A 12,203-nucleotide genomic window follows, 5' to 3' on the forward strand; every position below is an offset into this window, starting at 1 on the left:
GATCAGCCCTTCGAGAACATGCCGAGCATGCGGCGGGTCACGGCGAATCCGCCGAAGATGTTGATGCTCGCCAGCAGGATCGCGGCGAACGACAGCACGGTCACGGCGGTGTCGCCCTGCCCGATCTGCAACAGCGCGCCGACCACGACGATGCCGGAAATGGCGTTGGTGACCGACATCAGCGGGGTGTGCAGCGCGTGGTGCACATTGCCGATGACGTAGAAGCCGATGACGATCGCCAGCACGAACACCGTGAAATGGCCCAGCAGTTCACTCGGCGAGAAGGCCGTCACGAGGAACAGTGCGAGCGCTCCGGCGCCGACCAGGGCGTAGGAGGCCCAGGCCGGGCGGGCGGTCTTCGCCGGTGCCTCGGCAGGGGCCGGCTCCGGCTCCTTCGCCGCGCCCGGGGCGGGTGCGGCGGACACCTGGACCGGGGGCGGCGGCCAGGTCTTTTCGCCCTCGCGGACCACGGTCATCGACCGCTGCACCACATCGTCGAAATCAAGAACGAGCCGGCCGTCCTTGCCCGGCGTGAGCAGCTTCATCAGGTTGACGACGTTCGTGCCGTACAACTGCGAGGCCTGAGCTGGGAGCCGGCCCGGCAGATCCGTGTAGCCGATGATCGTCACATCGTTGTCGGTGACGACCGCCTTCCCGGCGACCGTGCCCTCCACATTGCCGCCCTGCGAGGCCGCCATGTCGACGATCACGCTGCCGGGCTTCATACGCGCGACGTCCTCGGCGGTGATCAGCCGCGGCGCCGGACGGCCCGGGATGAGCGCGGTGGTGATGATGATGTCGACGTCGGCGGCCTGCTCGGCGTAGAGCTGCGCGGCGAGCCGGTTGTAGTCGTCCGAGGTGGCCTTGGCGTAGCCGTCGGTGCTCACCTCCTGCTCGGCGGTCACCGTCAGGAACTCCCCGCCCAGCGAGCGCACCTGCTCGGCGACCTCGGGACGGGGGTCGGTGGCGCGGACCACGGCGCCGAGGCTGCGGGCCGCGCCGATCGCCGCGAGCCCGGCCACGCCCGCGCCGGCCACCAGCACCTTCGCGGGCGGCACCTTGCCCGCGGCGGTCACCTGGCCGGTGAAGAACCGGCCGAAAGCGTGCGCCGCCTCGACCACGGCCCGGTACCCGGCGATGTTCGCCATCGAACTGAGCACGTCCAGCGACTGGGCACGCGAGATGCGCGGCACCGCGTCCATGGCCAGCACCGTGATCGGACGCCGCGCCAACTCCTCCACCAGCTCCGGGTTGAGGGCCGGGCTGATGAGCGCGATCAGTGTCGCCCCATCGCGCAGCCGGCCGGTCTCCTCGCTGGAGGGGGCGTTGACCTTGAGCACGATCTCCGCCTGCCACGGGTCGCCGAGTTCGGCGCCCGCCTCCTGGTAGGCCGCGTCGGAGAAGCGGGACGAGGCTCCCGCTCCCGGTTCGACCACCACGTCGAACCCGAGGGCGACAAGTCTCCCCACGGTGGCCGGCGTGGCCGCCACCCTGGTCTCGCCCGCAGTGGATTCGGCCGGTATGCCGATCCGCTGGGGTTGCGGTTCCGCTGGGACCATCGTGTGCCTCTCCCGTCGTTCGACTGCCTGTCCTCTGTGGTGCCCGCATCCTGCACCTTCGACGCGGCATCCGTGGCGGGCCGTGGTCACATGGCCGAGGAGGCCGTCCTCACACCGCCGGGGGGTTGCCGAGAGAGCGTTTCGGCGGTATCACTGTGACCCCCGGGACGGAAAGAGTCCTGTGATGCGACATGCCACGGCCGGGCTCAGACTGATGTCGTGAGCAGCACGCGCCCGGGGCGCGGCGAGGCCGCGGCCCCCTCTCGATCCGCACCGCAGCAGACTCTCGCGCTGGCGGCGATGATGTTCGCGGTCGCGATGACCTTCATCGACCAGACCATCGTGTCGATCGCGGCCCCGGACATCGTCCGCGAACTGGGCCTGTCGTCCTCCGGTATGCAGTGGGTGGTCAACGCCTATCTGCTGGCCCTCGCGGCGTTCTTCGCCCTCGGCGGGCGCCTCGCCGACCTCTACGGGCCGCGCCGGGTCGTCGTCATCGGCACGCTGGTGTTCGTCGTGTCCTCGGTGCTGTGCGGCTGTGTGCCCGAGGGCGGCGCCGCCCAGGCCTGGCTGATCGTCTTCCGCGCCACCCAGGGGCTGGGGGCGGCACTGCTGTTCCCTGCGGCGCTGGCCGTGGTGGTGGCGGTGTTCCCGGTCGAGCGGCGCGGGCGTGCCCTCGCGCTGTTCTTCGGTGTCACCGGGGCGCTGACCGCCATCGGCCCGCTGCTGGGCGGCTGGCTCACGAACTGGACCTGGCGGGCGGTGTTCTGGGTCAACGTGCCCGTGGCGATCGTGGCGCTGGTCCTGACGGCCCTGGCGCACATCTCCGACCGGCGGCGCTCCGGCACCCTGGACGTCCCGGGCGCCGCCCTGATCGCGGCCGGCATGGGCCTGAGCGTGCTCGGGTTCCAGCAGGCCTTCTCCTGGGGCTGGGACAGCTGGGCGACCTGGGTGTGCATCGGGGGCGGCCTCGCGATCCTGGCCGGATTCGTCCGTTTCGAGCGGAAGGCCGGGCATCCACTGATCGACCTGCGGGTCTTCCGGGACAGGGCGTTCACCATGGACGCGGCGGTGCTGTTCTTCTCGATGCTCGCCTTCGTGCCGCTGTTCTTCTTCACCTCCGTCTACGCCCAGGTGTCCCTCAGTGCCTCGCCGAACCAGGCGGCGCTGTTCCTGCTGTACTTCTTCGTCGGTTTCGCCATCGCCTCGCAGTGGGGCGGCCGGATCCTCGACAAGAAGGGCGCCCGCCCGGCCCTGAAGCTGGGCACGGCCGTGGGCTGCGTCGGCTTCGCCCTGTGGGCGAACAAGCTCACCGACCTGTCCATGCACGACCAGTGGCCCTACGCGGCCCTGGCCGGGGCCGGTATCGGCTTCGTCCTGGCACCGGCCTCCACGGACGCCGTCAACCGGGCCATCGGCGCCTCGTACGGCGAGGTCACCGGCATCACCCAGACCGTGCGCAACTACGCGGCGAGCGTCGGCCTGGCCGTCTACGGCACGATCCTGACCCATGTGACGACGGACAAGGTGGTGGGCACCCTGACAGGCAAGGGCATGTCCGCGGCGGACGCGGACACCGTGGCCCGCGACGTCACCGAGTCGATCACCGGCAGCGGCGACTCCCGGCCGCCCCCCGGCACCGGCCCCGCCGCCGAGGCGACCCGGGAGTCGATGTCCGCGATCCGCATGGACTTCGCCGAGGCCAACCAGTGGGTGTTCTACGGCATGGCCATCGCCCTGGGCATCGGCTACCTGTGCGCACTGCGCCACCCGGGCGGCAGGGTGGACGCGAACGCGAAGGTCGAGGAACCGGCCGGGCAGGCCCGCTGACGCCGGGCGTCAGGTGAACAACTCGTCCGTCCGCGCCTGGATCTGCTCGGGCGTCAGATCCTCGGTCGTCCGGGAGATCATCCAGAGATGGCCGAACGGGTCGGCGAGACGGCCCCCGCGCTGCCCGTAGTGCTGGTCGGCAACGGGATACACCACGGTCGCCCCGCCGCGCAGCATGGCCTCGGCCACGGCGTCGGCGTCGGACACGTCGAGGGCCATGATGACCGGGCTGCCGCCGAGGGACGCCGGTGCCGGGTCGCCCTCGTCGGCGTCCTTCACCGCGATGACCGAGCCGCCGAGCCGCAGCAGGGCGTGCACGATCCTCCCGTCGGGGCCGGTGTACCGCTCGATCTCCTCGGCGCCGAGGGCGGACCGGCAGAAGTCGATCGCGCGGGAGCCGTCGGGAACCACGAGCCGGGCGTAGAGCCGGGTGACGGTCTGCTGGGCGGATGTGTTCGTCATGCCTTCACGATCGCCGGGCGCGGGGATCGTGGATTGTAGAAATCGGCCGGCCCGGGGCCGTTCACCCGTCCAGCGGAACGTGGTTGCGTTCGAGCGGCGAACGCGGTGCGTACGCGGTCGGAGTGATCCCGGCCAGCGCGCGGAACTCGTGGATCAGGTGCGCCTGGTCATGGTAGCCGCAGTCGGCGGCGAGCGCCGCCCAGTCCGGCGGCTGCGGCCCGGCGTTGACGCGGCCGAGGAGCCGCTGGAAGCGGCGCAGGCGGGCGTACCGCTTGGGCGCGAGTCCCAGCTGGTCGGTGCAGCGGCGGGCCAGCCGCCGGGTGGTCCAGCCCAGCCGGTCGGCGACCTCGGCGACGGGTGTGCCGCGGTCGAGCAGCGCGGCGGCGCGGCGGACCGCCGGGTCGGGTTCCAGGGGGCGTCGCGCGCGGGCCAGCAGGGCCGCCTCCAGTTCCCGCAGCCCGGCCCACGGGCCCCCGGCGGCCATGGCCTCCAGCAGCCGTTCGCGCAGCACCGCGCCGTCCGTGCCCCACAGCTCGTCGAGGCCGACCAGGTCGTCGCGGACCGCGGAGAGCGGGACGGTGAGGAAGGGGTGGGCGCCCGCGGGCCGGAACGCCACCCAGACGACGGCCCGCTGCTGCGCCGGGTCGATCAGGGCCGGCTGCGTGTGCGGGCCGTGCACGGCGGCGCCCCCGGTTCGCCGGTCCGGGCCGCGCAGCGGGGAGGAGGACAGGGCGTCCCCGTCGAGGTTGACCAGCAGCTGTGCCCCGCCCGTCGGCAGGGCCAGCTCGGCGGTGTGCGCGAACCGCGCCTCGGCGTAGCCCATCGCGCCGATCAGCGGCGCCAGGGCCGCTGCCGACGGCCGGACGGTGAGCTGGGCCGGTGCCTGCTCCGCCCCGGGAGCCGGACGGGCCGGACGGGTCATGGATCCAGCGTACGGCCGGGCGACGCCGGTGCGGGGGTTACACCGCCAGCCACACCGCCCGGTCCGGCTCCAGCACGCCGCCCTCGACGGGGCCGCCGGCCAGCAGGAGCGCGGTGTGCGCGGGCTCGTACGGCGCTCCGGAGAGGTTGACCACGCAGACGAAGCCCGGCTCGCGGCGGAAGGCCAGCACCCCCTCGGGGGTGTCCAGCTGCCTGCGGGTTCTCCTCCAGCTCGCAGGAGCGGCTGCTCGGGTACCGACAGGCGCTGGCCGAGGCCGGCCTGCCCCTCGACGACGACCTGGTGGTCGCCACCCCGGAAGGCGACAAGCGGGGCGCCGCCGAGGCGGTCGGCCGGCTGCTCGGGCTGCGGGAGCCGCCCACCGCGGTCTTCGCCGAGCAGGACGAGGTGGCCGTCGCCGTGATCTGGACGCTGCGGGCGACCCGAATCGAGGTACCCGGGCAGATGTCGGTCGTGGGCTTCGACGACCAGCCGGTCGCGCGGTGGTTCCATCTGACCACGGTGGCTCAGTCGCCGTCGCGGATCGGCCGGGAGGCCGGTGAACTGGCCCTGTCCCTCATCGACGACCCGGGCGCGGACCGTGGGCGGCACCTCGTGCTGCCGACCCATGTCATCCCCCGGACCACCACCGCCCCGCCTCCCGCCCCACGGCCCGAGCCCCAACTGCCGTCGGACTGACGGAAACACCGACACCGGACACGCTCGCCACTTGGCTCCGGGACGTCGTCGGCCGCGTGCCCGGGCCGTCCGGCGGCAGTCGGCTTTCCACTGTTCGGATCCGGGCCGTTCGGCGTGCTCGTGCGTCACGCCTGCGCGAACCGTTGACGACGGTTAAGGGCCCCCTTATCTTCTGACCACTTCTTGGCCGAATTCACGAACTACGTTCGAAATCACGGACAGAGGCGGCTCGTTCCCACCCCGATCACCCGCTGGAGAACCTCCTTGAGACGCATAGCCGTTCGGCTGCTCCTGGCCGCCCTGACAGCCTTCGCGACCTGCCTGGCGTCAGCGCCCGCCCGGGCCGCCGTGCCCGATTCTCCCGCCGTCACCTACACGAACCCGGTCGCGGAGAAGCGGGCCGACCCGCACATCTTCAAACACACCGACGGCTACTACTACTTCACCGCGAGCGTCCCCGAGTACGACCGCATCGTGCTGCGCCGGGCGACCACCATCCAGGGCCTGACGACGGCACCCGAGACGACCATCTGGACGAAGCACGCCGGCGGCGTGATGGGCGCCCACATCTGGGCGCCGGAGATCCACTTCATCGACGGCAAGTGGTACGTGTACTTCGCCGCCGGCGCCACCGACGACATCTGGGCGATCCGGATGTACGTCCTGGAGGGCACCGGCGCCAACCCGCTCACCGCCTCCTGGACCGAGAAGGGGCAGATCAGGACCCAGTGGGAGAGCTTCTCCCTGGACGCCACCACCTTCGTCGTGAACGGCGTGCGCTACCTGGCCTGGGCGCAGCGCGACCCATCCGTGAACAACAACACCGACATCTACCTCGCGAAGATGGCCAACCCCTGGACGATCACCGGCACTCCGGTGATGCTGTCGCGGCCCACCTACTCGTGGGAGACCGTCGGCTTCAAGGTCAACGAGGGCCCGGCCGTGATCCAGCGGGGCGGCAAGGTGTTCATGACGTACTCCGCGAGCGCCACCGACGCCAACTACTGCCTGGGCATGCTCACCGCCTCCGCGAGCGCGAACCTGCTCAGCCAGGCGTCCTGGAGCAAGAGCCCCACCCCGGTGTTCGCCAGCAACGCCGCGACCAGCCAGTACGGCCCGGGCCACAACTCCTTCACCGTGTCCGAGGACGGGAAGAGCGACATCCTCGTCTACCACGACCGCAGCTACAAGGACATCAGCGGCGACCCGCTCTACGACCCCAACCGCCGCACCCGGGTGCAGAAGGTCTACTGGAACGCCGACGGCACCCCGGACTTCGGCATCCCGGTGGCCGACGGCGTCACCCCGCAGCGCTTCTCCTCGTACAACTTCCCGGACCGGTTCGTCCGGCACTACGACTACCGGGCCCGGATCGAGGCGAACGTCACCAAGCTCGCCGACTCGCAGTTCCGCGTCGTGCCGGGCCTCGCGGGCAGCGGCACGGTCTCGCTGGAGTCGGCCAACTTCCCCGGCTATTACCTGCGGCACGAGAACTTCCAGGTGTGGCTGCGCAAGAACGACGGCAGTGCGCAGTTCGCGTCCGACGCGAGCTTCCGGCAGCGCGCCGGACTCGCGGACCCGGCGGGCGTGTCGTACGAGTCGTACAACTACCCGGGGCGATACGTCCGCCACTGGGAGTACCTGCTCAACGTGCAGGCGGTGAGCACCGCCACCGACCGGGCGGACGCCACCTTCTACGCCCAGTGACGGCACGGTAAATGCGCGTAAGGCCCTGAATGTCTTGCCGAGAGGCGGGCACTCAGGGCCTGTGCAGACACAACAGGGCAAGCGACCGCGCAGGGTGCTGCTCACCGGCTGGTTCAGCTTCCGGGACAGGGAGGCGACGGCCGGGGACGTGCTGGCCCTGCGCCGGGTGGAGGACGTGCTCCTGGGGACGGGCATCCCCTACGACGTCGCCTGGAGTCCCCGTTTCCGTCCGGAGGCACTGCATCTGGACCGGCTGTGGCCCGAGGACTACACCCACCTCGTGTTCGTCTGCGGCCCGCTGCACGGACCACAGGTGGAGGAGCTGCACCGGCGCTTCGCGCACTGCGTGCGGATCGCCGTGGGCACCTCGGTGATCGACCCCGCCAGCGCGGCCGTGACCGGCTTCCACCGGGTGCTGCCCCGGGACGGGCCGGACAGCGAGCCGGTGGAGGACCTCGCGGCCCGCGCCCCGGACGTGCCGGCGCGGCCCGTCGTCGGGGTGATCCTCGCGCACGGGCAGCACGAGTACGGGCAGCTGCGGCGGCACGGGCAGGTCGCCGAGGAGGTGACGCGCTGGCTGGCCACCAAGGACTGCGGACGACTGGAGCTGGAGACCCGGCTGGACACGCACGACTGGCACCTGAGCGCGACGCCCGCCCAGCTGCAGTCCGTCCTCGCCCGGCTGGACCTCGTCGTCACCGACCGGCTGCACGGGCTGGTGATCGCGCTGCGGGTGGGCACACCGGTGCTGGCCGTCGACCCGGTCGCGGGCGGCGCCAAGCTGACCGCACAGGCCCGGGCCTGCGGCTGGCCCGCCCTGGTACCCGCCGAGCAGCTGGACGTGCGGCAGTTGGACCGCTGGTGGGACTGGTGCCTGACCGGCGGCCGGGTGACCGCGCGGCAGATCCGCGACGGGTTCCGCGAGGGCTCCGTGCCGGACAGCGCGGACCGGCTCGTCGAGGCACTGGCGCGGCCGGTGCCCGGTTAGCGGGGCGCCACCACGGGGCACCCGCTTGTACGTCCCCCGCTGTACTTCCCCCGCCGCACGTCCCCCCGGGAGGAGAGACGGTCCGGCCGCCCGGAAGGAGAGAGCGTGTCCATCGGCCGACTTCCCGAGAACGAGCAGCGCATCCTCGACGAGATGGAACGCGCTCTGCGCCGCGACCGTCGCCTCGACCGCAAGCTGCGCACCCACCGAGTGAGCCGCCGCCCCGACCCCGCCCGCGTCCTGGCCCGACTGGCCGCCTACCGCCCCCGCGTCTGGACCGTCGTGGTCCTGCTCGCGGTCTCGGTCGGGCTGATGGTGGCCGGGATCGTCACGTCCGAGCCGGGTGTGATCTGGGCGTTCGCCACGCTGTGGCCCCTGACGATGTTCGCCGCGTTCCGGCTGATGTGCCGGTGCTGCGACGGCTGAGCACGGGCGCTGTCCCTAGGACCGCGGGGTGTCGGGCAGTTCGCCGACGGCTCTGAGGACGTCCTCGACGGTGACGCGCAGGAGAGCCGGGTCGGGCCGGCGGCCGTGCGGGTCGCCCTCCGGGCCGTACCACAGGGCGCGGTGACGCGGGTCGGGCGGCGGGCCCCAGCGGCTCGGCGCGACCGGGCCGAACAGGGTGACCGAGCGTGTGCCGTGGGCGACCGCGAGGTGGGCGATGCCGGTGTCGCCGCTGATCACGGTGTGGGCGCCGGCCACGAGAGCGGACAGCCGTTCGAAGGGCAGGCCGCCGTCGAACACGTCCGTGCCCGGCAGGCCGGTCTGCTTGGCGAGCCTGGCCACCAGGTCGCCCTCGGCCGGGCCGCCGGTGACCACGACCCGCAGGCCCCGGCCGCGCAGTCCGGCCGCGACGGCGGCGTACCGCTCGACGGGCCAGCAGCGCGCGGGCGACCCGGCGCCGGGGTGCAGAACGACCGCTCCGGGGGCCGGGGACGCGGTCCGCGGACGGGGCAGCAGCAGATCGCCCGGGTCGGCGTCGATGCCGTACGCCCGCAGCAACCGGCACCAGCGGTCACGTTCGTGCTCCTCGGGGTACCAGGGCGGGCCGTCGATCCCGGGCAGGTCCGGGTGCGCGAAGGCCAGCAGCCTGAGCGGGCGCAGGCCCAGGAGCAGCCGGTGGCTGGGCGGGCCGTTGCCGTGCAGGTCGACGGCGATGTCCGGGGGCGGGCCGGTCCAGTCGAGGGTGCGCGGGACGGCCCGGCCGGGGGCGGAGGCGGGCAGCAGCCGGTCCACGGCCCCCGTCGCCTCCGCGACCGGCGCGAGTTCGGCGGGGGCGGCCAGCACGAGTTCGTGCCCCGGATGGGCCCGCCGCAGGGCGCGCAGCGCGGGGACACCGGCGAGGAGGTCCCCGAGCCCGAGGGCGCGCAGGACGAGGAGGCGGGGTCGTACGGGCTGCGCTGTCCGGTCCGGGGTCGTCATGCCAGCAGCCTGCCGCCCGCACGCGGCATCCGCCGCCGCAGGCCCGCCCATCGGGTGCACCGGGGTCCGGCTGCGGCAGCAGCCGTCACCGATGCCCGTCCGGCTCCGGGTCCGAGGTGAACGCCCTCTGGATGGGACGTTCGTCGGCGAGGACGCGGCCCCGGGGCGGTTCGTCCAGGACCGCTCGTACGGCGGTGAGCAGGTCCGGGGCGATGTGGTCGGCCCGTGCCGTCTCCTCGGGGCGGGTGCGGCCGTTCGGGACGAGGATGCCGTGGGCGCCCGCGCGGCGCGCGGCCTCCGCGTCGGCGGCGGTGGAGCCGATGACGACGAGTCCGGCGGGTCCGGTGCAGATCCGGCCGCCCGCCCACAGCAGCATGCCGGGCTGTGGCCTGCGGCAGTGGCAGCCGTCCTCGGGGCCGTGCGGGCAGACGGCGAACACGTCGAAGGGGCCGAGGAGTTCGTCGACGCGGTGGTTGACGCGGCGGACGTCGGCGTCGCTGAGCAGCCCCCGGGCGACGCCGGGCTGGTCGGTGACGACACCGGTGCGGATGCCGTGCTCGCGCAGCAGGGCGAGTGCCTCGCGGGCGCCCTCCACCGGGCGTACGCGGTCGGGGTCGGCGGGGTCCGGGACGTCGTCGACGAGCGTGCCGTCCCGGTCGAACAGCACGGCCTTCACCGGGCTCACGGGGTGGCCTCCTCCTGCCAGGCGGGGGTGTGACGGTGGCGCCAGGCACCTGCCAGCCGGTGCCAGGTCGCGGTGGGCGGGATGAGCACGCTGGTGGCCAGCATCGTCGCCACCTCATGGCGGGTGCGCGGCCCGGGGACGATACGGGCGCGGGCGAACTCCGCCGTGCCGGCCGCCCAGCCGAGCGCGCAGGCCGTCGCGGCCCGGCCGTGCCCGGTGGCGGCGAGGGCGCAGGCCGCGACCCCGGCGGTCGTGATGGCCGCGTGGGTGCGGATCCGGCCGCGCGGCGCGACGGCCTTGTCCCACCAGTCGGGTCCGTGCAGATGCCGCATCAGGGCGTCGTCCGCGTTGCCGCGCTGCTGGCGCACGGACGCCCAGCGGGACGCGGAGCGCACGGGGTGCCGGGTGGTGCGGCGGCCCTGCCGGATGCGCCAGCCCGAGTCGAGGACGCGCAGCGCGAGGTCGGCGTCCTCTCGGAAGGCGCGCCGGAAGCGTTCGTCGAAGCCGCCGACCTGCCGGAGGACGTCCGTGCGGTAGGCCATGTCGGCGGTGACCCAGTGGGCCCGGACGAGTCCCGCGGTGCCGCGTTCCCAGTCGGTGGGGCGGCGTTCGCCGGGCAGCGGCACGGCGAGGACGCCCTGGACGCCCGCGGTGTCGTGGGACGCCTCGGTGAGGTCCTCGGCCAGCTGCTCGCACCAGCGGGCCCCGACCTGTACGTCGTCGTCGAGGAACACGGTCCACGGCGTGCTCACGGCGCGCAGCCCGGTGTTGCGGGCGGCGGCGGGCCCACGACCGCCGCCGGCCAGCACGGTGGTCCGCTCCCGCAGGTCTCCGAGGACGCTCAACGGGTGCTCCAGCGGCCCGGGTTCGCGGTCGATCCGGTCGTCGACGAGGACGATCTTTGCGGGGTGCGGCCCGGTCGCCGCGGCGAGCGCGGCGAGACAGTCGGCGAGGGTGTCCGCTACGAGGGTGGGGATCACGACGGCGTACGAGGTCATGCGTGCGACCCTCCCTCCTGCGGCGTGCGCGGACTCCGTGCTGGCGAGTGCCGCGGTACGGCTCCCTCAAACACCAGGTCAGGGCCTTCCGGGCACGCCTCGGCGACTATAAACCGCGTGTATACACGCGATATATAGTCCCGGCATGCCTTCTCTGACCAAGAAGATGACGAAAACGGGGACCGCGTTCCGAACGGCCGGAACGCTCGTGGCGACCGCCGCCCTCACCCTCGCCCTGAGCGGCTGCACGGGGACCGACACCACGGCTCCCAGCGCCGTCCGGGCCCGCCCGGCCACGGACATGCAGCCGGCCCGTTTCGGCGCCGTCGACTGCCGCGAGGTCAAGTGCATCGCGCTCACCTTCGACGCCGGACCGAGCGAGCACTCCGCGCGGCTGCTGGACATCCTGAAGGAGAAGCAGGTCCCGGCGACCTTCTTCCTCCTCGGGAAGCGGCACATCGAGAAGTACCCGGAGCTGGTGCGGCGCATGGCCGACGAGGGACACGAGGTGGCCAGCCACACCTGGGACCACAAGATCCTGACCGAGCTGAGACCCGAGGAGATACGCGAGGAACTGGAGCGCCCCAACGAGGCGATAGAGCGCCTCACCGGCCGGCGCCCGACCCTGATGCGCCCGCCGCAGGGCCGCACCGACGACACCGTGCACGCCATCTGCCGCGAACTCGGCCTCGCCGAGGTGCTGTGGAGCGTGACGGCGAAGGACTATCAGACGACCGACTCCGACCTGATCACCCGCCGTGTCCTCGCCCAGTCCTCCCGGGACGGCATCATCCTCCTCCACGACCTCTACGACGGCACGGTGCCGGCGGTGCCCGGGATCATCGACGCGCTGAAGGAACGCGGCTACGTCTTCGTGACGGTGCCTCAGCTCCTCGCACCGGGGAAGGCCGAGCCGGGCGAGGTGTACCGGTGA

General features: G+C 72.9%; 13 protein-coding genes. 6 read left to right on the plus strand and 7 right to left on the minus strand.

Annotation, left to right across the window (positions count from 1 at the left end):
- Positions 1-2: 2 nt before the first annotated feature.
- Positions 3-1,559: a Re/Si-specific NAD(P)(+) transhydrogenase subunit alpha gene (locus tag OO68_RS03975; RefSeq protein ID WP_033306669.1), complete on the minus strand. Its 1,557-nt coding sequence runs from the start codon at positions 1,557-1,559 to the stop codon at positions 3-5.
- Positions 1,560-1,859: 300 nt separating this feature from the next.
- Between OO68_RS03975 and OO68_RS03980 the strand changes: the two genes are divergently transcribed.
- Positions 1,860-3,389 carry an MFS transporter gene (locus OO68_RS03980; RefSeq protein ID WP_033306670.1) on the plus strand — a complete coding sequence of 510 codons (1,530 nt, stop codon included), beginning with the start codon at positions 1,860-1,862 and terminating at the stop codon, positions 3,387-3,389.
- Between the two features lie 9 nt (positions 3,390-3,398).
- Here OO68_RS03980 and OO68_RS03985 read toward each other — a convergent pair whose 3' ends face one another.
- From OO68_RS03985 to OO68_RS45250, 3 genes are all read right to left on the minus strand, one after another.
- Complete coding sequence (locus OO68_RS03985; protein ID WP_033306671.1) at positions 3,399-3,851, minus strand: VOC family protein; 453 nt, start codon at positions 3,849-3,851, stop codon at positions 3,399-3,401.
- Between the two features lie 61 nt (positions 3,852-3,912).
- Positions 3,913-4,773: a helix-turn-helix domain-containing protein gene (locus tag OO68_RS03990; RefSeq protein ID WP_051814403.1), complete on the minus strand. Its 861-nt coding sequence runs from the start codon at positions 4,771-4,773 to the stop codon at positions 3,913-3,915.
- A gap of 37 nt (positions 4,774-4,810) precedes the next feature.
- The gene (locus OO68_RS45250; protein WP_245236896.1) at positions 4,811-4,963 is read right to left on the minus strand and encodes a hypothetical protein; all 153 of its coding nucleotides are present in this window, start codon (positions 4,961-4,963) and stop codon (positions 4,811-4,813) included.
- A gap of 89 nt (positions 4,964-5,052) precedes the next feature.
- On the opposite strand from OO68_RS45250, the gene OO68_RS03995 reads away from it, so the two are divergent.
- The 4 genes from OO68_RS03995 to OO68_RS04010 all read left to right on the plus strand — a co-directional run bounded on the left by OO68_RS03995 (position 5,053) and on the right by OO68_RS04010 (position 8,590).
- Positions 5,053-5,469 (plus strand): substrate-binding domain-containing protein, encoded by a 417-nt coding sequence (locus OO68_RS03995; RefSeq protein WP_245236904.1) that lies wholly within the window; start codon positions 5,053-5,055, stop codon positions 5,467-5,469.
- A 264-nt stretch (positions 5,470-5,733) separates the two neighbouring features.
- The gene (locus tag OO68_RS04000; RefSeq protein ID WP_106974256.1) at positions 5,734-7,176 is read left to right on the plus strand and encodes a family 43 glycosylhydrolase; all 1,443 of its coding nucleotides are present in this window, start codon (positions 5,734-5,736) and stop codon (positions 7,174-7,176) included.
- Between the two features lie 61 nt (positions 7,177-7,237).
- A complete protein-coding gene (locus OO68_RS04005; RefSeq protein WP_033306672.1) occupies positions 7,238-8,164 on the plus strand; it encodes a polysaccharide pyruvyl transferase family protein in 927 nt (308 codons plus the stop codon).
- Between the two features lie 105 nt (positions 8,165-8,269).
- Complete coding sequence (locus OO68_RS04010; protein WP_033306673.1) at positions 8,270-8,590, plus strand: DUF3040 domain-containing protein; 321 nt, start codon at positions 8,270-8,272, stop codon at positions 8,588-8,590.
- A 15-nt stretch (positions 8,591-8,605) separates the two neighbouring features.
- Here the strand turns inward: OO68_RS04010 and OO68_RS04015 are convergent, their stop codons facing one another.
- The 3 genes from OO68_RS04015 to OO68_RS04025 form a co-directional block, all read right to left on the minus strand.
- Positions 8,606-9,586: a glycosyltransferase family 9 protein gene (locus tag OO68_RS04015; protein WP_033306674.1), complete on the minus strand. Its 981-nt coding sequence runs from the start codon at positions 9,584-9,586 to the stop codon at positions 8,606-8,608.
- A gap of 85 nt (positions 9,587-9,671) precedes the next feature.
- Complete coding sequence (locus OO68_RS04020) at positions 9,672-10,271, minus strand: HAD-IIIA family hydrolase (protein WP_033306675.1); 600 nt, start codon at positions 10,269-10,271, stop codon at positions 9,672-9,674.
- Entirely contained in the window at positions 10,268-11,269 is a 1,002-nt protein-coding gene (locus OO68_RS04025; protein ID WP_033306676.1) for a glycosyltransferase family 2 protein, read from the minus strand. The genes OO68_RS04020 and OO68_RS04025 overlap by 4 nt, the downstream gene beginning before the upstream one ends.
- Before the next feature lie 145 nt (positions 11,270-11,414).
- On the opposite strand from OO68_RS04025, the gene OO68_RS04030 reads away from it, so the two are divergent.
- A complete protein-coding gene (locus OO68_RS04030; protein ID WP_403550898.1) occupies positions 11,415-12,203 on the plus strand; it encodes a polysaccharide deacetylase family protein in 789 nt (262 codons plus the stop codon).

It is taken from the genome of Streptomyces iakyrus, assembly GCF_000717055.1.
GTDB classification, from domain to species: domain Bacteria; phylum Actinomycetota; class Actinomycetes; order Streptomycetales; family Streptomycetaceae; genus Streptomyces; species Streptomyces iakyrus.